The sequence below is a fragment of the Paenibacillus sp. FSL R5-0407 genome (assembly GCF_038009185.1).
Classification (GTDB): Bacteria; Bacillota; Bacilli; order Paenibacillales; family Paenibacillaceae; genus Fontibacillus; species Fontibacillus vini.
The window spans coordinates 1,154,335-1,181,071 of the sequence record NZ_JBBPAX010000002.1 but is presented as its reverse complement, the minus strand read 5'-3'; the positions used below and the strand labels follow the sequence as shown (position 1 = coordinate 1,181,071).

At 49.1% G+C, this 26,737-nt stretch carries 15 protein-coding genes; 11 read left to right on the top strand and 4 right to left on the bottom strand.

All coding sequences use genetic code 11. The features are described from left to right. Positions 1 to 6: 6 nt before the first annotated feature. From pulA to NYE70_RS24405, 6 genes are all read left to right on the top strand, one after another. Positions 7 to 1,965 carry a type I pullulanase gene (pulA, locus tag NYE70_RS24430; protein WP_211022529.1) on the top strand — a complete coding sequence of 653 codons (1,959 nt, stop codon included), beginning with the start codon at positions 7 to 9 and terminating at the stop codon, positions 1,963 to 1,965. 261 nt (positions 1,966 to 2,226) lie between these two features. Then, positions 2,227 to 3,267: a zinc-dependent alcohol dehydrogenase gene (locus NYE70_RS24425; protein ID WP_211022289.1), complete on the top strand. Its 1,041-nt coding sequence runs from the start codon at positions 2,227 to 2,229 to the stop codon at positions 3,265 to 3,267. Positions 3,268 to 3,298: 31 nt separating this feature from the next. Beyond that, entirely contained in the window at positions 3,299 to 5,257 is a 1,959-nt protein-coding gene (locus NYE70_RS24420) for an alpha-amylase (protein ID WP_341048679.1), read from the top strand. Positions 5,258 to 5,279: 22 nt separating this feature from the next. Next, positions 5,280 to 6,416, top strand: a complete 1,137-nt coding sequence (locus NYE70_RS24415) for a sugar ABC transporter substrate-binding protein (protein ID WP_211022287.1) — start codon at positions 5,280 to 5,282, stop codon at positions 6,414 to 6,416. 28 nt (positions 6,417 to 6,444) lie between these two features. Beyond that, positions 6,445 to 7,104: a dihydrofolate reductase family protein gene (locus NYE70_RS24410; RefSeq protein ID WP_290407601.1), complete on the top strand. Its 660-nt coding sequence runs from the start codon at positions 6,445 to 6,447 to the stop codon at positions 7,102 to 7,104. Positions 7,105 to 7,123: 19 nt separating this feature from the next. Continuing rightward, positions 7,124 to 8,485, top strand: a complete 1,362-nt coding sequence (locus tag NYE70_RS24405; protein WP_211022285.1) for an MATE family efflux transporter — start codon at positions 7,124 to 7,126, stop codon at positions 8,483 to 8,485. Between the two features lie 149 nt (positions 8,486 to 8,634). On the opposite strand, the gene NYE70_RS24400 is transcribed toward NYE70_RS24405, so the two are convergent. The 3 genes from NYE70_RS24400 to NYE70_RS24390 all read right to left on the bottom strand — a co-directional run bounded on the left by NYE70_RS24400 (position 8,635) and on the right by NYE70_RS24390 (position 12,813). After that, positions 8,635 to 10,953, bottom strand: coding sequence for a glycoside hydrolase family 65 protein (locus NYE70_RS24400; protein ID WP_341048677.1), 2,319 nt, complete (start codon positions 10,951 to 10,953; stop codon positions 8,635 to 8,637). Between the two features lie 75 nt (positions 10,954 to 11,028). Further along, positions 11,029 to 11,688 carry a beta-phosphoglucomutase gene (gene pgmB, locus NYE70_RS24395; RefSeq protein WP_211022283.1) on the bottom strand — a complete coding sequence of 220 codons (660 nt, stop codon included), beginning with the start codon at positions 11,686 to 11,688 and terminating at the stop codon, positions 11,029 to 11,031. A 90-nt stretch (positions 11,689 to 11,778) separates the two neighbouring features. Then, the gene (locus NYE70_RS24390; protein WP_213654478.1) at positions 11,779 to 12,813 is read right to left on the bottom strand and encodes a LacI family DNA-binding transcriptional regulator; all 1,035 of its coding nucleotides are present in this window, start codon (positions 12,811 to 12,813) and stop codon (positions 11,779 to 11,781) included. A 465-nt stretch (positions 12,814 to 13,278) separates the two neighbouring features. Here NYE70_RS24390 and NYE70_RS24385 point away from each other — a divergent pair, with 465 nt between their 5' ends. Continuing rightward, positions 13,279 to 18,504 (top strand): alpha-amylase family glycosyl hydrolase, encoded by a 5,226-nt coding sequence (locus tag NYE70_RS24385; protein WP_341048676.1) that lies wholly within the window; start codon positions 13,279 to 13,281, stop codon positions 18,502 to 18,504. A gap of 83 nt (positions 18,505 to 18,587) precedes the next feature. Here NYE70_RS24385 and NYE70_RS24380 read toward each other — a convergent pair whose 3' ends face one another. Further along, on the bottom strand, positions 18,588 to 20,330 hold the full coding sequence (locus NYE70_RS24380; protein ID WP_341048674.1) for an alpha-glycosidase: 1,743 nt from the start codon (positions 20,328 to 20,330) through the stop codon (positions 18,588 to 18,590). Positions 20,331 to 20,992: 662 nt separating this feature from the next. On the opposite strand from NYE70_RS24380, the gene NYE70_RS24375 reads away from it, so the two are divergent. From NYE70_RS24375 to NYE70_RS24360, 4 genes are all read left to right on the top strand, one after another. Next, positions 20,993 to 22,318 carry a sugar ABC transporter substrate-binding protein gene (locus tag NYE70_RS24375; protein WP_290407597.1) on the top strand — a complete coding sequence of 442 codons (1,326 nt, stop codon included), beginning with the start codon at positions 20,993 to 20,995 and terminating at the stop codon, positions 22,316 to 22,318. 84 nt (positions 22,319 to 22,402) lie between these two features. Beyond that, positions 22,403 to 23,704 (top strand): carbohydrate ABC transporter permease, encoded by a 1,302-nt coding sequence (locus NYE70_RS24370; RefSeq protein WP_290407596.1) that lies wholly within the window; start codon positions 22,403 to 22,405, stop codon positions 23,702 to 23,704. Continuing rightward, positions 23,701 to 24,546: a sugar ABC transporter permease gene (locus tag NYE70_RS24365; RefSeq protein ID WP_290407595.1), complete on the top strand. Its 846-nt coding sequence runs from the start codon at positions 23,701 to 23,703 to the stop codon at positions 24,544 to 24,546. The genes NYE70_RS24370 and NYE70_RS24365 overlap by 4 nt, the downstream gene beginning before the upstream one ends. A 93-nt stretch (positions 24,547 to 24,639) precedes the next feature. Next, positions 24,640 to 26,712, top strand: a complete 2,073-nt coding sequence (locus tag NYE70_RS24360) for a methyl-accepting chemotaxis protein (protein ID WP_290407594.1) — start codon at positions 24,640 to 24,642, stop codon at positions 26,710 to 26,712. The last annotated feature ends 25 nt before the right edge of the window (positions 26,713 to 26,737 follow it).

Here is a 26,737-nt window from a genome sequence, read left to right as displayed (position 1 = left end):
AATCCATTGTCGGTACAGAAGGAAATTGATGTGATTATGGATTATGGTGATCCGGAGGTAACCGGAGGCGTTTCCGTTTTTGACAAAGCGTTTGACGATAAATTTTATTATAACGGCGATGATTTGGGAGCGGTTTATACCCCTGAGAAAACATCGTTTCGATTATGGGCTCCGACTGCTTCGGAGGCGAAAGTCGTGTTTTACTCTTCGTGGGACAGCTTGCCCGTAAAAGAGCGGGCGATGGTCCGTGATGTGCAAGGGACCTGGGTGCTGGAAACGGCGGGAGATTACCACGGCGTTTATTACACGTACCGGGTCAAGGTCGGCACTAGCTGGAACGAAGCGGCCGATCCTTACGCCAAGGCGGTTGGCGTCAATGGCGACCGGGCGGTCGTGCTTGATTTACGCCGTACCGACCCCGAGCGGTGGACCGGAGCGATGCCGCCGTTTTCTTCGCCAGTGGACGCGGTAATTTATGAATTGCATGTCCGGGATTTATCAATCCATCCCGACAGCGGTATCCAGCATAAAGGGAAATACCTCGGCCTTGCCGAAAGCGGCACTCGCGGGCCAGGGGGGATTCCGACCGGCCTGGATCATATTGCAGGGCTGGGCATCACGCATGTTCAGTTGCAGCCGATTTACGATTATTCCACGCAGAGCGTGGATGAGACCAAATTGGATGAGCCGCATTTTAACTGGGGCTACGATCCGAAAAATTATAACGTTCCCGAGGGCTCCTACGCTACGGATCCGTATGCTCCCGCTTCCCGGATCACGGAATTGAAGCAGTGCATCCAGAGTCTTCATGACCGGGGTTTGCGGGTGATCATGGACGTGGTTTATAACCACGTATACGACGGATATCTGGTCAACTTCACCAAGCTGGTTCCGGGATACTATCTTCGCTACAACCCGGACGGAACCTTCTCGAACGGTTCGTTCTGCGGTAATGAGTGCGCTTCCGAACGGCCGATGATGAGAAAATTCATCGTCGAATCCGTATTGCATTGGATCCGCGAGTATCATATCGACGGCTTCCGGTTCGATTTGATGGGCCTGATCGATGTGGATACGATGAACGAAATCCGGCGCCGGGTCGATGAGATCGATCCTTCGATCCTGATGATCGGCGAAGGCTGGAACATGGGGACCGTTCTGCCGGAAGATCGTCGCGCCCATCAAGGCAACGCCTGGCGCATGCCGAGAATCGCCCATTTCAACGACGGTATCCGCGATACTGTGAAAGGGGACACCTTTATTTTCGGATCGAAGGGGTTCGTCGGCCGGGGCGGCGGGCTTGAGGATGGCGTCAAACGCGGCGTAGTCGGCGGCATCCGCTACAGCGGCTCGATTGAACAGTTTGCGGATGAACCGGTACAAAACGTTAATTATGTTGAATGCCATGATAACCATACTCTTTGGGATAAATTGGATATTTCCTCCGCCGTTGAATCGGAAGAACAGCGCACTCAAATGCACCGGCTCGCTTCGGCGATAATTCTCACCGGGCAGGGCATCCCGTTTATACATGCCGGCCAGGAATTCATGCGTTCCAAGAACGGGGTGGAGAACAGCTACAAATCGGCGATTGAGATCAACTGGCTGGATTGGGGACGCTGTGCAAGCCGTCAAAATGACGTGTTATACATGGCGAGCTTGATCAAGCTGCGGAAATCCCATCCCGCTTTCCGATTGCGGACGGCCCAGGAGGTTCGCGAGCATTTGAATTTTGAACCGGCGCCTGCTCATGCCGTGGCTTATACACTGCGGAATCACGCCGGTGGCGACTCCGACCGCCATCTGTATGTACTCTATAACGCCAATGCGGAGCCGATTTCTTTGGAACTGCCCGATCTCGGTGACTGGCAAGTGCATTACGGGAATGAATTCGTTCAAAAGCTCGGGAATAACAGACTGGAAGTCCATGGAACCGGTATGGTCGTTTTGAACATAACTTCCTAAACTGTCCCAATGCCGAACAATTAAATAGCTTATAACAACCGCAGGATGAACACTTGAATGAGTGAACAGCCTGCGGTTTTTGAATTTGCAGAAACTAGATGTGAAATTACAGGTGTTGCATGAAAATTCCGAAAACAGAGGAAGCATTCGACAAATTTTCCCTTACTTTTACAAATAACTGTGATAAGATGTGTTCAAACGTTTTGCGCAAACGTTTGAACAACAGATATTTTAATCACGATGTGAAAGGAGGGAATTCAGATGGAGTCATTAATATGGACGAATCATGGCCAATTGGAGCTTGTCGAGGAGGAGTCTCCTTCTTGTTCCAAGCCAGGTGACGTAAAGATACAAATCCAGCTCTCAGGCATTTGCGGTACGGATCTTGCTGTTATTACGGGTAAAGAACCGGGACTTCCGGGTGTTGTTCGCGGTCACGAGGCTGTGGGGACTGTTGTCGATATCGGGTCTGCGGTAACCCGTTTCCGGGTAGGAGACCGCGTTGTGATCGACCCTAACCAAAGCTGCGGGGAATGCCGGTTTTGCCGGAAAGGAAGGCTGCATCTCTGCATCGGTCCGGATGGACAAGGGATGCCGATCGCCGGTTTGAATATTTCCGGAACGTTTGCCCCCTATTTCGTTACCGACGAGTCCTTTGTTCACAAGTTACCGGAGGGCATGAGCTGGGAGGCGGCGGTGCTTGTAGAACCGCTTGCATGCGTGCTGCACAATTTCAAGGAAGCCGGAATAACCCGGGAAGACCGGGTTTTGATATTGGGGTCCGGTCCGATGGGGCTGCTTTGTCAAATCGTAAGCAGAGCCTTGGGGTGCATCACGATAGCTACAGAAATAAATCCGTATCGGCTGTCGTATTCGCGCCGTTTTTCGGAGGTGGTCCTAACCCCGGCGGAGCTGGCTGCGGAAACAGAACTCCGGCTTGGGGAATCCGGCAAATACGATGTTGTCATCGATACGGTGGGAACCCAAATGGACCTTGCGGAGCAATGGGTGGAGCGAGGCGGCAGAATCGTTCCCTTCGGCATTAACGGAGGTTATCGATATCTGTTGACTCCGACCCATTACACACAGAATGCCATCAAAATCATAGGTGCCGGAGAATACCTCAATACCTTCGAAGAGGCGCTTGACTTTGCGGCGAATCATCCGGATTTGGCGTCCCTGGTGACAAAAAAATATCCGCTCAAACAATATGAGACGGCCATTCACGAGCTATTGGGCTACGAGCTGTCAACGGGAAATCGTCTTCCGTCCGAAACGATGAAAACCGTATTCACGTTCTGAACAGAATTTTTGAAGAAAGGGGATGCAGTGCATGGCACACCAAGAGGGATTGAGACATATGTACCGGTTTCTGGCCTCCCGCCAGCGCGAAGAACTGCCGTCGATCTGGATTCCGGCGATTTGGAACGAATGCCGGTACCCGGATATTCTGAATACGAAAAATAATGAAATTGAAGTGCAGCCGGTACCCTTTTTCCTGCATCATCTAAATTACCTCTTTCAATTGTCGCAATCCCATGCCTTTTCAGAGGGAAGAAATCTGGATCGCAGCGTCATTTACTCGTCGCTGGTCCGCTATTCGGCGGCCTGGGACTACAACCATGACGGAAGCGTCCAATCAGGGACCTTTTTGCGCTTCATGATTCTGCTCCCGCTGCTAAAGAAGATGGGTGTAAATATCCTGTATTTACTGCCGGTTACAAGATACAGCCAAATGCATTGGAAAGGGGACGTGGGATCTCCCTACGCGGTTCATTCGTTGTTTGAGCTTGATCCCGAACTGCACGATCCCTTGCTCGACGGAATCCCCGAATTTACGCTGCATGACGAAATGGGCTCGCTCGTTGAGGCTTGCCATCTGCTCGGCATGAAAGTTGTAGTGGATTTTATCCCCCGGGTGACCGCACGGGATAGTGAAATTATTGAAGAGCATCCGGATTGGGTGTACTGGATCGGTAAAGAACATCTGGACGGGTTTACTCCGCCGCATATTCCGGAGCTTGGATTCTTTGAAGAATGCACGCCGGATAAACTGGAGACCGTTTATCGAAGTGCAGACACATCTTCGTTTCTGAGTAAATTTTCACCTCCGCCGAATGAGCTTAATCCGCTGCTATGGCAATGCCTGAAGCAGCGTGCCCGGCAATCCGGGGAGCAACTGCTTTCTCTTGTGGAGACAGAAATGGGAATTACTACGGCGCCGGCACATTCCGACTGGATCAATGACGTTCAGCCGATCTGGACGGATATCGCTTTTTACAGGCTGTATAAGGACGTTTCGCCTCAAGTAAGGCATCTGATACAGCCGGGTCAACCGCCATACGTGTTATTTGACACGATCAAATGCAATATGTATCCCGGGTCCGAACCGAACCAGGAATTGTGGGACATGCTGGTGGAAGCCATTGAATTTAACTTACATACTTACGGCATCGACGGGTTTCGGATCGACATCGGTCATGTTCTGCCCGTGGCGCTTCTCGAGGAAATGTTCCGGAGAATCAAGAAAATCAGGCCGAACGCCATCCTGATCAGCGAAGATTTGTTCAACCGCAACCATCGAAAGGCGGCGAGCACCGGCTATAATATTATGCTTGGCAGCGGCTGGAATATCATGACGGATATTTCCGTAGAGACACTTCAGGCTTATCTAAAAGAACTTCCGGAACTGGCCATTCATGTCTTTGCCTGTTCCGAAACGGCGGACACGCCTAGAATTACAAGTCGCGGCGGAATTCCGCTGGCTCGTATGATGAGCGTCTTCAACAGCTTTTTGCCAAACGCCGTTCCGTTTCTGACTACGGGAATGGAAGTGAACGAAGAGCAGCCGCTCAACTGCGGCCTTGGAGACAATACGGGAGGCGCGGACATCCCGCGGGCATTTTTCAACCGGTTATCCATTAACTGGACGCATCCGCTGCCCATGATCCCCCTGTTGAACCGCTTGTACTCTTGCAAGAACCAGCTGGATTATCTGGTGCAGCCGCATAACTTTTTTATACCAAATCCCCAGGGTGAGGTATTGATGTACGCCTATTTATATGGCGGTGAGCTGCTTGTAGGCTGTTTTAATTTAAGTCCGGATGAACCGCAAACCGTAAGCCTGAATGCCGTATATCCCGTATCGAAGGGATGGACTGTCCTGATCGACAGCCGGGCCGATTCCGAATCCGAGCCGGCGCAGCTTCATTCAGCAGTAGACCGGCAGGGCGAGTGGTTGCTTCAGCCTTATCAGGGCATGATTTTTTATCACCCTCAAATCAAAATTTAAAAACACGGAGGCAGGTGCAAAGATGGGATCACATCCAAAGAAGCTGGTGATTTGGCATGAATTCGATGGACCGGGGGATACCTCCATTGAACTTTTGGAACGTTTATGCCATGAATATTCCCGGCAAAATGACATTCAGGTTATTCCCGAAGTGATGAATATTTCGGAGCTGGTCATTCGCTTGAACGCAGTAGGCGAGGGAGGCGAGGCCCCCCAAATGGCTCTGGTTCCCGCGGATATGGCTGGATTCGGTCAGAAGGCGAAGTATTCCAGGGTACCGGATGAACTGCTGTCGCTAGTAGCCCCGCATGGTTCCGGCTTTCTCGAATCCATGCGGTCTGAAGGAATACCCTATGGCTTGCCTGTTCTTACGGGTAACCATCTGGTGCTGTATTACAATCGTGAAATTTACCCGGAGCCCCCGGCATCTTGGGAGGAAATCGAAGATCTGGGTGACGGATTGTTGGAGAAGGGCATTATTCCCGTTGCCGCCGACTTACGGGAGCCCTACTGGTTCATGCCATTTTTGACGGCATTCGGAGGTTGGCCCATGGCGGAAGGCACGCCTTGTCTCCCGCAGAGCGAGATGAAGCGGGCGCTGCAATATGTTCGGACCCGGATGAACAGCGGTCTACTGGCCAGTTTGAACGGATCGGTCGAACTATTGGAGGGATTCATCGCCGGGGAAGTCGGCGCAATTATTTGCGGGGAGTGGATATATAATCACCTGGATCGGCATATGACATCAAAGCTAGGCGTTGCAAGGCTGCCTTCCATACAGGGCCGCCCATCCATATCCATGTCATCGGCGATCGGACTGGTTTTCCCGGGCTATTCGCTGGAGTCGGAGTTTCGGGAAGAGGTTATTTCCTTTGCGGCCTTCATGCTAAGTGCGGAGAGCCAAATGAAATGGGGAACGGAGGTTCAGCGGATTCCCGTTCATTCGGAGGCACGCGGTAGATTGAAAAACTTAACCGGTGTTAATAGAGGGACGCTTGCGGCACTGTTGGAAGAGAGTCGGTCCATGCCGATTGAACCGGCCATGGCTTCGGTTTGGGAGGCGATCCGAGCGGGTCTGCTAGTCTTGGAGAAAGAAGGCGAAGCGTCTGCCTGGAGTGCGATGGATCAACATTTTAAGCAGTCTGCCGGTGTCCTGTAAACAAAAAACAAGGAATGAGGGATGATCCATGAAAACGAGCGTATTTAGCCAGATTTCTATCGACGGTAAGCTGACATTGGGTCCGGGGCAGTCCAGCAAGCCCTTGTTCAGTCTCTTTGATGGCCGGGATATGGAGTATATTCACAAATTTCGGGGCAAGGTTGACGGCATTATGGTCGGAAAAAATACCATCACCACGGACAATCCCTTTTTGACGAACCGTTATGAAGAGAACAAGAATCCGGTGCGGATTATCCCCACTAGAACCATGGATATTCCGATGGATAGCAATGTGCTGACGGATGAGGGACAAACCCTCATTGTTACGACGGAGAACGGCAAGGATGAACGCAAGATTGAACAGCTCCGGGAACGGGGCAAGGAGTGCCTGATTTGCGGGCAAGACAAAGTGGATTTCGGGCAAATGTTTAACTTGCTGGAGGAAAAGTACGGCATCAACAGCTTGATGGTGGAGGGCGGAGGCTTTCTGAACTGGCATGTTTTCAACCAGGATCTGGTTGACGAGATCATACTGATGCAGCTTCCGATCATCATCGGCGGAGCCTCCAACATTACGCTGGTTGATGGGGAAGGCTACACAGAGCTCGATTTTGCCAAAAAGTTTAAGGTGGTCGAAGTGGAGCCGAAGGATAATTACACCTTGCTGCGGTATTTAAAAGCGGTTTGAATATGGGGGATCAGGTTAAATGAGCGATGAGTTAAAAAGAGATTTTTATAAGAACGTATATAAAATTGCGCTTCCGGTAACGTTTCAAAGCCTGATTATGTCTTTGCTCACGCTCACGGATCAGTTGATGGTGGGACAGCTGGGCGATGTGGCCATCGCTTCCGTCGGAATGGCAACGAAAATATACGGAGTCATTTCCGTAGTGCTCGCCGGTCTTTCTGCCGGCGTGTCGATTTACGCGGCCCAGTTCTGGGGAAAACAGGACCGCAAAAGCATCTCTCAATTGCTCGGTATCGGCCTCATGGCCGGGTTTGCATTATCGTTTCTATTCACACTGCTCGTCTTCTTTCAGCCCCAGCTTTGTTTGTCCTTGTTTACGACGGATGAGCGGATCTTGGGAGAGGGGTACATTTATCTGCAGCTCATCTCGCTAAGTTATGTGCCGACGATGCTTACGATGATGTATTCCGCCATTCTAAGAAGCACGACGCATGTTAAATTGCCGATGTTCGTCAGCTTGTTCACGGTAGTTCTGAATATTCTACTGAATTATTTGCTGATCTTCGGGAATTGGGGTTTTCCGGAATTGGGGTTAAAAGGATCGGCTATCGCAACGTTAATTGCCAGAATTGTGGAGTGCATATTAATTATTGGAGCTGTCTATAAGTTCAGGCTTCCGGGTTCGGTCGATTTCGGCAACCTGTTCGTAATTCCAAGACCGCTCCTGAAAAAGTTCATTCAAACAACTTATCCCATCATCCTGACCGAATTCATCTGGGTCATGGGCGAGACGGCTTATGCCATGATCTACAGCCGGATGGGAACCTCCGAGATGACGGCGATGACGATTACCTTTCCGCTGCAGGGCATCTGTATCGGATTGCTCTCGGGATTGGCCAGCGCGGGCGGAGTCATGGTCGGCAACAAGCTCGGAGCCGGGGAAGAAGAGACGGCCATGCAGTACGCCAAACGGTTCATTGCATTGGGAATATCCGTTTCCCTTGCCGTCGGCCTGGTGATTGCGGCAGCTTCCCCTTGGTATGTATCCTTCTTTAATATTTCGGGGGAAGCCCACCGCTTGGGAATTTACCTGGTTTGGGTATTTGCCGCTTTCTTATGGGTCAAGGTCGGAAACATGATTATGGCCGGGGGCATTTTGAACAGCGGCGGGGACAGCAAATTCGTATTTGCGATGGAATCGGCGGCAACGTGGCTGATCGGGGTTCCGTCCGGGCTGCTCCTGTCGTTTGTCTTCAAACAACCGGTTTACCTGGTGTATCTTGTGCTGTCCTTAGAGGAGGTTGTCCGGCTCGGCATCGGCTTGGCCCGAATCCGGTCGCGTAAGTGGATCAAGAACCTGGTAGGCGATATCGCGGCATAAGCCTTGTAAGGAGCCTGTTTGCTCCGGATCAAGCGGCAATAAGTGCCGACGCGGCGCAATTTGTTCTGAACATGTTGACTAAGTAGCCATGAAAAAAGCAGGCCCTGCATAATATCGCAGGGCCTGCCTTTTTGTATTCATACTATAACTTAGATCGTAACGGAAGATCTTTGCGCCTGGATTTCTCCGTGTGCGCTGACCGTATAGCTGCGGTCATAGATCCGGATCGCGGCCGGTGTATCGGTCTCGTTCGTCACGGTGATGACGTCTTCGCCGACGTTGACCTTCAACGTAGCGCCGCGGAACATTACGTTGAACGAGAAGGACTTCCAGTGCGAAGGAATGAACGGCTGGAGCACCAGCTCGTCGTTCTTAACGCGGAGTCCGGCGAACCCTTGGATAACAGCCATCCAGGTTCCTGCCATACTTGTGGTGTGGCAGCCGTCTTCAGTATCGTTATTGTAGTTGTCCAGATCCAGACGCGCAGTGCGCAGGTACATTTCGTACGCTTTGTCCTGATAGCCGAGCTCGCAGGCCATAATGGAGTGCACGCAAGGGGACAGGGAGGACTCGTGAACGGTCAACGGTTCATAGAAATCGAAGTTCCGTTTTTTCGTTTCGAGATCGTATCTGTCGCTCAGGAAGAACAGGCCTTGCAACACGTCCGCTTGCTTAATGTAGCAGGAACGCAGGATCCGGTCCCAGGACCAGTTCTGGTTGATCGGCAGGTTTTCCGGAGCCAGGTCTTTGACCGGAACCAGTTCCTTGTCGAGGAAGCCGTCTTGTTGCAGGAAAACTCCGCGCTCTTCGTCGACCGGATAGTACATATTGTCGATGATATGCTGCCACTTGGCGGTTTCTTCGTTCGTCAGCTTCAACTTGTCGATCAGCTCGAGATAGCGGGCGTTCTCGTTCTTTTTCAAATAATCGAGCACTTCCAGCGTATACTCCATCGTCCAGCAAGCAATCCGGTTTGTATACCAGTTGTTGTTGACGTTGTTCTCGTATTCGTTTGGACCGGTAACGCCGAGCATTACGTATTTTCCTTTGGTGTTGGAGAAGTTGACGCGTTCTTCCCAGAACCGGGAAATTTCCGCGAGCACTTCCAAGCCGTACTGACTCAGATAGGATTTATCTCCGGTGTAATTCACATAGTTGTAGATTGCGTAAGCGATCGCGCCGTTCCGGTGAATCTCTTCAAACGTGATCTCCCATTCGTTATGGCACTCTTCGCCGTTCATGGTAACCATCGGGTAGAGCGCGCCTTTAGTGAAGCCGAGCTTCTTGGCGTTTTCCTTTGCCTTCTCCAAGTGCTTGTAGCGATAGATCAGCAAGTTGCGGGAAATGTTCGAATCCGCAGTACTCAGATAGAACGGTACGCAGTAAGCCTCGGTATCCCAGTAGGTGCTGCCGCCGTATTTTTCCCCTGTAAAGCCCTTCGGTCCGATGTTCAGACGATCGTCTTCCCCGGTGTACGTTTGATTCAATTGGAAAATATTAAAGCGGATCCCTTGCTGAGCCGAGACGTCACCTTCAATAATGATGTCGCTGCCTTTCCACTTATCAGCCCAGGCATCGGCTTGTTCCTGACGCAGGGTATCGAATCCGGCCGCATGTGCTTCAAGCAAGAGGTTTTTGCCCACTTCCACAAGCTGGCCTAATCCGTGATTGCGGGAAGTCACGTTGGCGACATATTTGTATACAGTCAGTGTTGCATCTTGTTCAACTTCAAAAGCGGCTTCCGCGGAAACGAATTTTTCGCGCTCGGATACGGAGGCTTCAAACTCCAGCTTTTGTCCGTTCTTGTAAACATCAAAAGCCATGACCGACGTAACATGGAAATCCAGCTTTTTCGTTTTCAAAGTCAGGTAAGAGAGATCCGGAGCCACTGCCTTTTCCACTTCGAGCCAGAATTTCTCGTCATAGTTGGAATCCTTGTTCTGAACGTCTCCGTCCAAATAAGGCACAATCCGGATACTTCCGGAGAAATTAAGCGGGGTAATCGAATAGCGAATCGCTCCGATTTCCTGACGTTTCATGCTAACGAAGCGGATCGATTCCACACGAACTTCTTTGCCGCTCTCCATCACTGCTACGAAACGGCGGGACAAGTAGCCTTCTTTCATGTTCAACTCGCGTACGAAGTCTTTAACCTCGCATTTGGCAAGGTCCAGCGACTCGCCGTTGATGAGCACGTTGATACCGATCCAGTTGGTGCTGTTCAACACTTTCGCAAAATATTCGGGATACCCGTTTTTCCACCAGCCGACCCGCGTTTTATCGGGATAATATACGCCCGCCATGTAGCTGCCTTGGAGGGACTTTCCGCTGTATTGCTCCTCAAAGTTTGCCCGTTGCCCCATGAATCCGTTACCGATGCTGAAGATGCTCTCGGAAATTTCATGCGTAGTTGGGTCAAAGGACTCCTCAATAATGGACCACTCATCCAGTTTTAAATATTGTCTCACGATTTACCGGCTCCTTCTTTAAGTTATCAAGTGTTTTGTTTATATGAATAGGGTTATAAAAAAAGAATGGCAGTTCTAGACGGCGGCAATACTCAACAGCCGATCGACCGTAATATCTCCAAGTGATGCGATGACGAGATTGGCTTTGCCGAGCGTGCATGGCGATCCGATGCCAACGCTGCGCATCCCGGCCCGCTGAGCCGCTTCGATACCGGCTTCCGCGTCTTCGAAGACGACGCATTCATCCGGGGAGACGCCCAGTTCAGTAGCCCCCAGCGTAAATACTTCGGGATCGGGCTTGGCGCTGGTAGTCCGGGTCCCGTCGATAATGGCGTCGAAATATGGCGTGAGCCCGGTGTTGTTCAAAATAGTCATGGCATTTTTGCTGGCTGAACCCAGGGCGACTTTTAAGCCATTCTCCCGGCAATCCTTCAGAAATTCAAGCGCTCCCGGCAGAATTTCGGAATCATCCATTTTGGAGATCATATCGAAATACCAATTGTTCTTGCGCTCGGCGAGCTCCAGCTTGGCCGCTTCATCCAGTTCGACTCCGCCGACGCTAAGCAAAATATCGAGCGAAGCCATTCGGCTGACACCCTTTAATCGTTCGTTGTCCTGCTCGGTAAACTCAAAGCCCAATTCGTCGGCCAAGCGTTTCCAGGCAAGATAGTGATATTTGGCGGTATCGACAAGCACACCGTCCAGATCGAATAAACATGCTTTAATTGAGGTCATAACCTCTCCTCCTCCTATAGCGCAAACGTTTGAACAAATTGCAAAAAATAAAAGAAGCCGTCGCTTCGATTATTTTTTGTGTCCCGTGCCTTATTTTTTCGATATCGAATACATGGAAGATTCACGAACCATCAAACGATGTGGAATGATCTGCCGCTTCTGATAGCTCTTGTCGTTGTTGTTCTGGATCGACTGGATCAGAACCTGGGAAGCGGTGTATCCCAAATTGTAAATTCCGATATCTATGCTGCTGAGCGGTGGTGTCGACAATTCAGACAAGGGAATATTGTTGAAACTGACCAAGCATAAATCTTCGGGGACTTTGTACTTGAGCTCATGCAGGCCACGCAACACGCCGAAAGATACAACGTCGTCGATTAGGACGATCCCCGTAGGACGATTCGGTAAATTCATGAAGAAGGACATAGCCCGATAGCCGCTGTCCTGCAAGAATTCCCCTTCAACAATCCATTCAGGGCGCATTTCCAGTCCCGAATCATGCAACGCATCCAGATACCCCTTAAGCCGGTCCTTGGAAACGACCAGGTCTGGAGGTCCGCTGACGAACCCAATCCGTTCATGTCCGAGCGAGATCAAATGCTTCGTGGCATCATAGGATGCCTGGACGTTGTCGTTATCCACCGATAAAATATCGGGATATTGCTCGCTTCGTCCGATCAGAACGAAATGGTGACCGTTCTCATGCAGGAAATCGATAACAGGGTCGTCTTTTCTCGAATAAAGTAAAATCACTCCATCTACCCGGCGACCGTTAATCAGTCTGGATACGCCTTCAATTTCTTCCTTCTCATTGGCTCCCGAGCTAATCAGCACGTCGTAGCCCAAACGGCTCGCTTGCGTGACAATCCCGCGGATCAATTCCATGAAGAAGAAGTTGGAGAACAATTCCTCGGCAGACTTCGGCAACATGATGCAAATACTGTTGGTTGTTTTGGATACCAGGCTCTTAGCCATGATATTCGGATGGTATCCAAGCTGATCCATAATGTCCTTTACTTTTCTCGAAGTTTCGGCGCTAATTCTTGGATGATTGGACAGCACCCGGGACACGGTAGAGGGTGATACTCCGGCCTTTTTGGCAACATCTTTTATGGTAACAGCCATAAAAAACCTCCTCTGTGGAACCGTTTGCTTTACATTGTAATATTAATCGAAACATATCGGAAAGTAAATAGAGAAAGCGGGGAATAGGTGTCATATTATGAGCATTTTCCCCTAGAGATGGGCATGACTGTGAGATTTTTACTTTATTAATTAAATAATTAGTAATTCGAAGATTGAAAGAGAATGAATAAGGAAACAGAAGGAATAGGGATAAAATCCTCTAAAAATCAACTGTGCAAACGTTTTAACATTTGGAAGCGCTTAATATAATATGATTAGAAACATAAAAGCGCTTTCCACGCTTAATGTACTCCTTAGACATAACAGAAAAGTATTAAATTTTATTCAAACGTTTGCGCAATTTATGGGTTGAAAGGAGGATACATACACGCCTGCCACAAGTCGTTTATTTCAGTAATTCTTATGATGTAAGTCAGTGAATACTACTTAGGAGGTCTTAACAAAATGCATAAGTCATGGAAAGGCTGGATTTCCCGCCTGCTCATTTTTGTATTGGTTGTCGGTTCGTTCGGCAGCTTCCTTACTCAAGCGAGAGCGGAGGAACCGGTCGAGGGCAGCTCCAGCACCGTTATAGCCAGTCCGGTCATCGCGAATAGGACTGCAACCGGAGCGGATGTGACGTTTAATTATGAAGGGAAAGGGCAAGAGAACAAGGTAATTGTTAAGGGTGAGTTTAACGGTTGGAATAACACGGACCTAAGCAAAGATTCTGAGAACTTGTGGTCCGGAACCCTTGATATTCCTGCCGGTTGGTACGAGTATGGAATGGCATGGTATCCCTCTGAGGACCCGAACGGGGAATGGATCGGAGATCCATGGAATCTCGTTAAAAAGGGTAACAACCCTGGCCTCTCTGTTCCGGGGTTAGCGGTCAAAGTACCTTCAGAAATATTGCTTAATAAATCCTCAGTTATCGACGCTGTTTATTACACAGGCAACCAAGGGGACACCGTCCCAGCGGTTGTTACCTTAAAAACGGGCTTAAAGGGCGTTGAGTTTAACGATAATACCAATGAAATAAGTGTGGCCGCTGATGCGGATCAAGGTAATATTGAGCTTGATATCGCTTACGATCAGTGGAAAGTCACGAAAACGATACGAATCACGGATAAGGCGCTGCAAAGTCCGGTTATAAGCGATGGAAAGATCACCTTCAACGTAGCCCAAGGTAATTTGTCCTCCGTCTTCTTGGTTGGCAGCTTGAACGGCTGGAACCAGAACGAAGCCATACCTATGGAGTTGAAAAACGGAGTTTTTAGTGTGACTCTAGACCTTGCTCCAGGGGCTTACCAATACAAATTCATTCCGAATTTGGGTAGCTGGGCCGGCGATTTCATCGATACGTTAAATCCGCTTAGTGCAGGCGGGAATTCCCTGGCCATCGTCCCGGGACTAGTAATTAATTCAGGCGAAGAAGTGGAGATCGGAGGCTCCCTGCAACTGAAGGCTGAAGAATATCAGACAGGTAAGGAAGCCCCGGTTACGCAGCAACCTAAATGGGATTTAGTGACTCCTCCTACCGGCTTTACAATCTCGGATGCCGGTTTGCTGACTGTCGCTCCTAACGCAGCCAAAGGAAGCGTAGAAGTCAAAGCCTCTTATAATGGCTTGGAAACCACCAAGACTATTCAAATTGTTGAGAAAATGAACTCGTTCACCATTAACTATTACCGCTATGATGGCACAGCGAATGATTGGAACCTCTGGCTCTGGCCGGACGGTTCGAATGGAACCGGTAATAAGTTCACCAGCAACGAAAACGGCATTGCCAAAGGGACTTACAAATACACGCAATCATCGGTTAATGTGATTACTCGCTTAAGCAAGCCGGGAAATGATTGGGCCGCGGAGGGTCCTAAATTAAAAATCGCCGTTCCGGAAGGAAAAACGGAGGTTGAAGTATGGCTTGTTGAAGATATACCGACGGTATATTACGAAAAGCCGGATTTTGAAGCCATTAAGCCGAGTTCCCGGTCTATCCAATTCACCTACATTTCTGATGAAACGGATCCATCGGAATTGAAAAAGTGGAATATCTGGACATGGTATACGGTGAAATCGGACGGAGAGAACAAATTCACGAAGTTTGACGGCAATAAGGCTACAGCTATAATTCCAATCGGCTCCAGCGTGGAGAAGATCGGCTTTAAAATGCGTAAAGGCGGAGTAGCAGGCGATTGGAGCACGGTTGAGAAAATCGATCAGGATTATGACCGTGAGATTTATACGGGGTCTGAAGCTTTAACCAAGGTTATTGTCACGGCAGGCCAAGGCCCGTTCCGGATTCTTCCGGGAACTGCCGCACCGGTTCTGGAGAATGGTAAGGCGACGTTTACTTACCGTGACCAGGCTTTATATGAGAATAATGCCATGGATCAAATTGTGAGCGTTCATCTGAAAATCGACGGCCAACTTTACAAAATGGACTATAATGCCGAAGATGAGCGGTTTACTTACACTCTTGATCAGTTAACAGAGGGTACATTCGAGTACACCTACGTTGTCAAAATGCTGGATGGTACTGAGAACGAGATTACAGATCCGAAAAATACGATCGACGGAAAATCGCGTATCGTTTACAAAGTAATCCACCCGGACATTCAGACTACAACAGTACCGGAGAGGATTTCTTACAATGAAAATGCGGTTCTTAACCTTTCATTATCACAAATAGCCGACGATGAGATTAGCAGCATTTCCGCGGACTTGACTGTATTGGGCGGAAATGCGATTACAGTAATCGATAAGGAACTTAAATCTATAAGCATTGCAGTCAAACACTCGGTAACCACTGGTTTGAAACAAATCCCAGTTACCGTTGTCGATGTATACGGCAATAAACATACAGAGAATGCCCAGGTTACCGTCAAACCGCGGCAGACGGTCGGAAAAGACGATTTTGACTGGGATGAAGCCCGGATCTATTTCATGCTTACGGACCGCTTCTTGAACGGAGATACCGCCAATGACGATCCAAACGGGGAGAATTACGACCTCAGCCATGCGGAGACTTATCACGGCGGAGATTTCAAGGGCGTTACCGAGAAAATTGGATATCTGAAGGATCTCGGTATCAATACGATCTGGATTACGCCGATTGTTGATAACATCGACTTTAACAAGGGCGTAGATTTCAACAGCAACCAGTATGCTTACCACGGCTACTGGGCTAAAGACTTTACTGAAATTGATGAGCATCTTGGAGACTTGAAAGATTTTCAAAATCTGTTGGATGCGGCTCATGCCCAAGGCATTAAAGTCATGGTTGACGTGGTATTGAACCATACCGGCTACGGCATGGATCAGTTGAGTCCAAATTGGAGCGGTTTAAGCAACCTTCCTACGGAGACTGAACGCGAGGTGTTCGCCGGAATGCTGCGGGATAGCGATGAAGATCCCGTTATCAAGAACAGAGTAGCCAGTCTTCCCGACTTCAAAACGGAAGATCCTGCCGTACGCGAACAAATTATCAAATGGCAGTCCGACTGGATTGAGAAGTCCAAGACGGCCAGCGGCAACACGATCGATTACTTCCGTGTCGATACGATCAAGCATGTGGAGAACACGACCTGGATGGCATTTAAGAACCGGATGACCGAAATCAATCCTGCCTTCAAAATGATCGGGGAGAACTTTGGGGCAAGCGTGGATAACGATGGCGGTTTTCTGCGTACGGGTACGATGGATTCCGAGCTCGATTTCGGCTTTAAAGGAATTGCCACCGATTTCGTCAAAGGACAAATCGAGTCCGTCGAACGGAAGCTTCAGGACCGCAACGGTAAGATCGACAATACAGCCATGCTCGGCCAGTTCCTGAGCAGCCATGACGAGAACGGGTTCATGGTAAGTTTGCTGTCAGAAGCCGATCGCCAAAAATTCAAGGACGGAACTCTGGACGCAGAAGTATTGAGGAATTTGCAGGCGCAGCATAAAATCGCAGCTTCCTTGCAAATTACGGCCAAGGGCCAACCTGTTATCTATTATGGCGAAGAAGTAGGGCAGTCCGGCATGAATGCCGGGAATATGGAAAATGGCCAGTTTAGCGAAAACCGGTACGATTTCAACTGGGAAGGGTTGAACGATCCGACGTACAGCCATATTTACGAACACTATAAGAAAATGCTGCGTATTCGCGACAACTATTCGAAGATTTTCTCCAAGGGAACCCGTGTGCAAATCGGCGGCTCCGACCAGGTCGGATATGATGTATTTACACGGACATATCAAGGCAAGAGCGTAGTTGTAGGTATAAACACAAAGACTACTGCACAACAAATCACATTTACTGTACCTGGCTATAAAAATACGAAATGGGTCGATCAGTACAGCAATCAAACGGTGCAGGCCGATAGTGACAGCAAAGTGACATTAACGCTGCCGTCCAGTCTGGACGGAGGAACGATCGTATTGGCTGCGGCTTCGAGTACGGTAACTCCTCCGGGATCATCGAATCCTGGTTCCGGATCAGGATCCTCAGCCCCAGGCGCCGGCAACCCAACGCCGGCAGTATCCGAGTACGTGAATGTAACGGCTAAAGCCGGTGAGAACGGACGCAAGGTTGCCGAAGTGAGTGCGGCTGATCTGGAGAAAGCCATTGCGGCAGCCACGAACGGTAATAAACCAGTAACTATTCAAATTTCCGGAGTAGCTGCGGGAGAAGCGGCGGAGCTCGTGATTCCGGGAAGTGCCGTTGGGAAGGCCTTGGAACAAAAGGCTGCTCTTCAACTCGTATTCCCTGATGTCACGGTTGAGTTCCCAGCAGGAAGTATTCCGGCTACAGCGATTCAGAAAGATGGAACGGTTGTATTCAGTAAAGAAGCAGGCAGCACCCCTACTGTAGGTGGGGCTTACCGCCCGGTTGGGGGGACTTATAACTTTAACTTCTCAAGCGTAGATGCAGGCAAGAAAGCCAGCGCAATCCAGTTGGCTGCCAAAGTAAAAGTGACGCTGACCCTTGATGAGACCGCCTTGAAAGGAATTGGGGACAAGAACAAGGCAGGAGTCTATGCGGTCAATGAAGACGGATCTGTTGTTTACGTAGGCGGTAAGTGGGATGGTAACCGCATCACCTTCTCGACAGACCGGTTTGCCCAATATATCGTTATGGAGTACAACAAAACGTTCAGTGATGTGACGGGCGGCTGGGCCAAAAATTATATCGAGATTCTGGCTGCAAAACATATTGCATCCGGTGTCGATGCAGAGCGGTTTAATCCGAAGGGCGAGGTCACCCGCGGTGAATTTGCCGCATTCCTCGGTCGGGCCATGGGGCTTGATGTGGCAGGGCTTTCTTCCGGTATGAGCGATGTAGCCGAGAACAGCTACTATGCCGGTTATGTCGCGGCATTGAGCGAGCTGGGCATCGTATCCGGTTATGAGGATGGAACCTTCCGTCCGAGCCAGACGATTACCAGAGAGCAGATGGCGACCTTGCTGATGAAGGCGTATGCTCAGGTGACCGGGCAATCGGCGAATGAGGCTGCTGGGGCAGAGGAAGCATTCTCCGACCTAGGCAAGGCATCCGCTTACGCCGTAGACAGCATTAAAGCGGCAAAAGCGCTTGGTATTATGAACGGAATGGGGCAGAATAAATTTGAACCTGCCGCAACCTCGACTCGTGAGCAAGTAGCTGCCGTGCTTATTCTCTTTATGGAGAAAGCGGGATTGTAAAAAATGAAAGTTAGTTCCGTATAAAAAAATGGCGGTGCCGGGGAGATGTTCCCCGCACCGCCATTTCATGTTTTGGCAAGTTGCTATGCTTGCGTCAATACCGCATATCCATATGCCGGAAGCTTCACGGCCAGTTTGCCGTCCGAAGTCTCATGGGTGCTGCCGTTCATGGCATCCCGCCAGATTAGACCTTTGGCCGGCACTTCCAAGGTTTGCGCCGCATCGTAGTTGTTGAGCAGCACGAGTACCGACTCCTTGCCCAGCCGACGTTCATAAGCCAGCTTGCTGCCGCCTTGTTCGGCAATCAGGAAATGGATGGAACCGGATCTTAGCGCGGCAAGGTCCTTACGGACTGCGATCAGCTTGCGGTAGAACGCAAACAGATCATGGTCCTGTTTCTCCGGGTCCCATTCCATGCATTTACGGCAGTCGGGATCCTGCTCACCATCGAGGCCGATCTCATCGCCATAGTAAATGCACGGCGTGCCGCCGTAAGTGAATTGAAACAGGGCGGCGAGTTTCATCTTGTTTTTATCGCCCTTGCAGAGCGTCAGAAGGCGCGGCGTATCATGGCTATCCAGCAGGTTAAAAGCCACCTCGCTGGCTTGCTGCGGGTAGCGGGACAACTGTCTGCCGATGGCGTTGGCAAAGCCTTTGGCATCCAAAGTTCCGCGCACTACATAGTCCAGCACCGCATCCGTAAACGGATAATTCATGACCGCGTCGAATTGGTCGCCCTGCAGCCAAGGGGAGGATTCATGCCAAATCTCTCCGAGAATATAAGCATCGGGGTTAGCGGCCTTGACCGTTTTGCGGAAATCCCGCCAGAACTGATGGTCGACTTCGTCGGCGACATCCAGTCTCCAGCCGTCGATGCCAACCTCTTTTATCCAAAACTCAGCGACTTTCAGCAGGTATTGTTTGACTTCAGGGTTGTCCGTGTTCAGCTTTGGCATGAGCGGCTCGAAGGAGAACGTATCGTATGTCGGAACGCCATCCTTAACCTCAAGCGGATATTGGCGGACGGAGAACCAGTCTTTATATTGGGATTTTTCGCCCTTTTCCATCACATCGACGAACGGGGCAAACGTTTTGCCGGAATGGTTGAACACTGCGTCGAACAGAACGCGGATGCCGCGGTCATGACAAGCTTTCACAAGCTTCTTCACCGTTTCAATATCGCCGAAATGCGGATCGATCTTCATGTAATCGGCAGTATCGTATTTGTGGTTTGTCGTTGCCTCGAAAACGGGAGTGAAATAGATCCCTGTGATGCCAAGCTCGCTAAGATGATCAAGATGATCGATGACCCCTTGCAAGTCTCCGCCGAAGAAATTCTCTCTCTCCGGTTTGCCGCCCCAAGGGAGCACGCCTTCAGGATCATTGTCCGGATTCCCGTTAGCAAACCGTTCGGGGAATATTTGATAAAAAATCGTATCCTTGACCCAAGCCGGTACGGTAAACACGTCGGCGGGATTGATGAACGGGTATTCGAACAACCGGTCCGGGACCGGAGGACGTTCCTTGGAGAAGTCATTCTCCGTCATCCAGATTTCCTCATCCCCCGACTTTAGCAGAAAACCATATTTTAATCTGCGGTACTTCGGTTTGACGGCGCATTCCCAGTAATCGAACAGGTCGTCCGAAGTAAGTTTGGACATGGGGATCAATTCTTTGCTTTGATCCCATATGTATTTGTCGCCGGCCAAAGCAAAAACCTCGGTCAAGTCATCCCTTTTTGCGCGCAGGCGAAGATGGACCGTTTCAAGATCATAGGCGTAGGACCAGTTCAGTTTCGGACGGTGATAGACCGCTTCAAGCTGCATGATTCATTTCCTCCTTGGTCTGTATTAAGTTAATTCCATCTGGCGGAGCTGTCGATGCGATGCACGGCACGAGGGTTGCCCTTAAGATATAGTAACCGTTTAACGGTACCCTATCCTGGTTGGTTCATAATAAAAAAGGCACACCGCGGCAAGAATAGTAGCCGAGGATGTACCTTGAAGATAACAGTGCCTTCAAATTGTGCATTGGGAACAAAGACGGGATCCATAGCGGATGGAACCGTTTATGGTTCAGGATTATAGCATTGTTCAAACCGTTGCACAAGACTGAAAGAATAGGAGGATTTTTCTTTTCGCGAATAGAATCCGGTTTCCGCCGAAAGCCTTGATAGCAGGCCGAACTAGGAGGAATAGAGCTTAAAAATAAGACGATAAAAATAAGCTATTTTGCGAAAACAAGAGCATTTGGGAGCATTATGAATAAAATAAAGCGATTATACCCAAAAACGATATGTGCAAACGTTTTTACAATGCCCTTGCTATGTTGTATGATTATTTCAGTTATAAAGCGCTTTCTATTCGGGAAAGATGAACAATTCCCTGAAGAAACAAAAAAAACTAGGAATTTATCATTCATCTCTGAAATCGTTTGCGCAAAATTCTGTAACTCTTGCTTTGTATAAAATTTGGGAGGGGTTAGCTTTATGAAATTCAAGAGAACATTAGTTTTACTCGCTACGCTGTCACTGGCTGCATCCATTACAGCATGCGGAGGCAACGGCAACAAAACCAACAACGCAGCGAACACGCCTGCGCCGTCCAACACGGCAGCAGAGAATCAGAATACCGGCAGCAATGAAGCAACGACGGAAGAGATCAAGCCTGAAGAAGGGGCAGAGCTTCTCGTTTGGGAAAGTAGAGAAGAAGTTGCCTTTACTGAAGAAGTAGCCAAGCAATTTGAAGAGAAATATGGCGTAAAGATAAAAATCGAAGAAGTAGCGGTTCCTGACCAAGTCGGCAAAATGACGACGGACGGACCTTCGGGTCTGGGCGCAGACGTTATGATGATTCCGCATGACCATCTTGGTAACGCAGCTCAATCCGGTTTGATTTTGGCAAACGACGTATTCGGCGAAGCGACTACGAAGAATAATACAGAATCTTCGATCGTAGCTTCTACTTATGACGGTACGCTGTACGGCTATCCAAGAGCGGCTGAAACTTATGCTTTGTACTATAACAAATCGCTCGTTCCAGAACCGCCTAAATCCTTTGAGGACGTTATCGCGTTCGGTAAAACGTTCACTGATAAAGCCAAGAAGAAATACGCAATCATGTGGGAAACAGGCAACATGTACTTCAACTATCCGTTTATTGCCAGCACAGGCGGTTACCTGTTCGGCGACAACGGAACGAACAAGGACGATATCGGGCTTGCTAACGAAGGCGCTATCGAAGGTCTGAAAGTATACCAAAGTCTAAAAGAAATTCTTCCGATCAACAGCGGCGACATCAACCCGGACATCAAACGCGGTTTGTTCAATACTGGTGACGTAGCTATGGACATCAACGGTCCTTGGGAACTCGCCGGATACAAAGAAGCACTGGGCGACAATCTGGGTATTGCTCCGATCCCAACGGTTGCAGGTAAAACGGCAATCAGCTTCTCCGGTATGAAGATTTATGTAGTCAGCTCGTTCACGAAATATCCGAATGCCGCAAAATTGTATGCTGAGTTCGCATCCAGCAAAGAATCGCAATTGATTCTGAATGAAAAAGTCGGTTCCATTCCTACTAACCTGGAAGCGTTGGAATCGGATCAAATCAAGAACGATCCATTCATTGCAGGATTTGCTGAGCAAGCTAAGAACTCCGAGCCAATGCCGTCCATTCCGGAAATGTCTAACGTTTGGTCTCCAGTAAACGCTGCTTTGCCGGAAATCTGGAACAATAATGCGGATCCAAAAACAGCAATGGAAAAAGCAATGAAACAAATTACGGATTTGAACAACGGGGTAGCAGCGGAATAATTTCCCGTCACCCGAGTGGGATTTATCACCCGCCGCCTACAGCGGCGGGTAATTCCTTGATTTCCCAAGGGAGAGGAGAAGGACATGGACCGACATCGGAACAAAGCAACGATACTGTCGATACTGAGCATGGGCCTAGGACAGATATATAATAAGCAATACCTTAAAGGACTGCTCTTTTTACTTTTTGAAGCGTTTGGAGTCTATTATTTAATTGGGAATTTGGGTAGGGCGCTCTGGGGGATCGTCACCTTAGGGGATGTTCCTAGAACCCTGGTTAAAGGGAAATGGATGGAAGGGGACCACTCGATCTTTATTATGGTCCAAAGTTTGATCACCCTGATTTTCTTACTGGTATTTATTTTTGTTTATATTCAAAATATTCGGGATGCCAGACGTGTGGGCGATGATCGCGATAGCGGCAAATCACCGCATACCTTTTTGCAAACCGTTCGTTATGTCCTTGATTATAAGTTTCCGGTTGCTCTGTTGAGCATTCCAACGATTGGTATCCTATTCTTTACGGTACTGCCGATTATCTTTATGGTAATGATCGCATTCACTAACTATTCCGCTCCAAAACATGTTCCTCCGGCGATGCTGGTCGATTGGGTCGGTTTTGGTACCTTCAAAAATTTGCTTGCTCTTAAATCATGGAGCCAAACCTTTTACGGGGTACTAACTTGGACGATCATCTGGGCTATTTTGTCCACAGTGACCACTTATTTCGGTGGCATGTTGGTAGCTTTGCTAATCAATCAGAAGGGGATCCGGTTCAAAGGGCTTTGGAGAACGATTCTGATTATTCCTTACGCAATTCCGCAGCTTATATCGCTGCTTGTGATGAGAAATATGTTTAACGGCGAATTCGGGCCGATCAACCAGTATCTTGAATACTTTGGACTGGGGCGCGTGCCGTGGCTGACCCATGAAGTTTGGGCCAAAGCTACCGTAATTCTCGTAAATATGTGGGTTGGTATTCCGGTATCCATGCTGTTGATCATGGGGGTATTGACCACAATTCCGAAAGACATGTACGAAGCGGCCGAAGTGGATGGGGCCAGCGGGTTCCAGAAGTTTAAAATTGTAACCTTGCCGATGATTCTGTTTACTACCGCTCCGACACTGATTACCCAATTTGCGGGTAATATCAATAACTTCAATATGATCTTCCTGTTGACGGGCGGCGACCCGGTTAAAGGGGATTATCAGTATGCGGGGGCTACGGATTTGCTCGTAACCTGGCTATACAAACTGACGCTGAGTCAGAACAAGTACAATATGGCTTCGGCCGTAGGTATTATTATTTTCGTGATCATCGCCTCGTTCTCGATCTACAACTATCGCAGAACCAAGTCATTTAAAGAGGAGGATATGATCCAATGAGCAAACGCAAAACAAAAAATGTCTTTCGTTTAACGGGCAGTTATATATTGCTGATTATTCTGGCAATTTGTTCGATCTATCCCGCGCTGTGGATCGTACTCGGTTCATTCCGTCCGGGCAAGTCCTTGTACAGTAAATCGATGATTCCTGAATCCTTTACATTGGCGCATTACGGGGAATTGTTTAATTCCCGGGTCATCCTTTTTCCGCAATGGTATATGAATACGCTGAAAGTTGCGATCTTTTCCATGCTGCTCGGGGTGCTCCTGACTTTGCTCACCAGTTATGCGTTGTCCCGTTTCCGGTTCCGCGGCCGTCAAAACGCCCTTTCCGTTATGTTGGTTCTCGGGATGTTCCCGGGCTTCATGAGTATGATTGCTATCTTCTTGTTGCTAAAGGAAATAAACCTTCTTGATAGACATATCGCCTTAATCATGGTGTACGCAGCAGGTGCTCCTCTTGGATTAACGCTTATAGCTAAGGGATTCTTCGATACGATTCCAAGGTCACTGGATGAAGCGGCCCGGATTGACGGAGCGAGCAATTTCCGGATTTTCACATCCATTATTTTGCCTCTGTCGAGACCAATTTTGACTTACTTGGCATTGCTCCAGTTTGTCGGACCATGGGTAGACTTTATATTTGCGAGACTCATCCTACGCTCCAAGGAGAACTGGACGATTGCGGTCGGTATGTGGGACATGGTGGCTTCTCAGCAGAATTCCAACTTTACCGTGTTCGCGGCGGGTGCCGTCCTGATTGCTGTTCCAATTACGATTCTGTTTATGTTTATGCAGCGTTTGCTTGTGGATGGATTAACTTCCGGCGCGAGCAAAGGATAGCATAGGTTTACCAAGGGTATAGCCTCAGAAGTCTTCTGGGAACTATACCCTTTTCAGTACATAAGCTTGTCCGTATAAAGGGGGAGACAGAAGATGAAGCTTAGGAACCCATTTCATTTCAAGTCTGTTGGCACGAAATTGTTTATGATTCTTTTCGTTACGGTTGTAACTCTGTCGGCGGTTCTCGGAATAAGCTCTTATATGATGTCCAAAGAAATTATACGCGGGCAAGTGGGTTCCACTTCTTCGCAGGCTATCGAACAAGCGGCGGATAAGCTGGATTTTCTGTTCTCGGAGTATGAGGCAATGTCCCGGCAATTGGCTGTAGATCAGATCGTAAAGGCTGATTTGGAGACGGTAACTACGCCGGATGTCGGAATTATCAAAAAGACGGATGCGGAAACAAGAATAAAGAATAAATTGGATGCGATGAAAGGCTCGGATGAACGACTGCTTGGAGTCCGGCTCATGAGCAAGGACCTTTCCACCGTCTATGCATCTTCTGGAGCCAGCGGGATTCAGAAGGAGAATGAGGGTGTCGCGTCCAGAATTCAAACAATGGTCGATGCCGCCGGAAAGCCCGTATGGATTCCCGGTTTAAAGAAAGGCTTCTTTGAAAGTTTTAATGAACCTACGATCACGATGGGGCGGGTACTGCAAAATTTGAAGCGCCCGGAGGCCGAGTTCATCCTGTTGATCGAAATAAAAGACAAGGCAATATTAAATACGTTATCGAATTTGAAAATCGGTAAATCCGGAGAGGTTCGCGTTATTACGCCGGACAATGTTATTGTCCATTCGGCGGATAAAGAGTTAATTGAATCCAAATCGTTCATTGGCTTGACTGAAGATCAGCTGAAAAGCGGTGATGCTTCCTTTACCACTGCCGATGAAAAAGGAGTTAAGCAGCTTGTTGTATACAGACAGCTGCAAACCGTGAATTGGCGGCTGATAGGTTATGCGCCCGAAAGCGACTTTTTGAGTGCGGCTGATAGGTTGATTTATGTTACTTTGTTTGTTCTGCTCTTCGCGATTCTAGTTGCCTCGGCCATCGGCTACTATTTGTACAGAATGGTAGGCAAGCCGTTGCAGAAGTTGTCCCGATTGATGGAGGAAGGCGAGCGCGGGAATCTGAAAGTTCGTACGAATTTTAAGAGCAGGGATGAGATCGGGCGCCTTGGACAGAGCTTCAATAACATGCTGGGGCAAATCTCGTTGCTGGTCGACCGGACCAACGGGTCCACTCAAGAATTGCTGGTTACCGCTGAAAACTTAACCAAGGCCTCGCGGGATACATCCCAAACGGCAGGCGAGATTGCCGCTGCTACGGGCGAAATCGCACAGGGTGCGTCGAGCTTGGCCGAAGAGGCGGACAAGGGCACGGATTTGGCGGAAGAAATAGGCGTTAGAATGAACCGGGTGGCCGATTTGAATGACGCCATGGATGAGTCGGCAGGGCGTGTCATCGAGGTGAGTCGCCAGGGCCGGGATTATATGGAGCAATTGGTAGACAAGACGGAAGCGGTATCCCGAATGACCGCTATGATTGAAGAAAACTCCGGCAAACTGAGCAGAAGCACTTATTCGATCCGGAGTATTTTGGCACCGATGATTGAAATGACGAAGCAGACGAACATTCTGTCGTTGAATGCTTCGATTGAGGCTTCACGTGCCGGAAATGCGGGTAAGGGCTTTATGGTAATTGCGGAGGAAATCCGCAAATTGTCGGCCCAATCGAATGACTCGATCCAGAATGTATCGGCCATGACCGAGGAAATCCAGGCTGCGATCGAAGATACGGTCAACGTCCTGCTGAGCGTAACGCCGATGTTCGATGAGCAGCTTGCCTCAGTAAGGGAAGCCTCCGAGATATTCCAAAATGTTAGCCGGGAGATGGAGAGCTTTACCGGGGAAATTCAGGCTTCTTCGGCTTCCGTAAAGGAATTGATGGTTTCCCAAAACGCGTTGCGTGATTTTATTACGAGCGTCAGCTCGGTCGTTCAGCAGACGAACGCTTCCACCGAGGAAGTGGCCTCCATGTCATCCGAGCAGTATAAGGTAAGTGAAGAGCTCGTACGCTTATCCAACCGTCTGGAGGAACTTTCGGAATCTCTGAAACAATCATTGAGCGTGTTTCAGATAGAATCGGCGGATGGGAAGCAATAGCAGATTTGCATCTGGATTCGACATA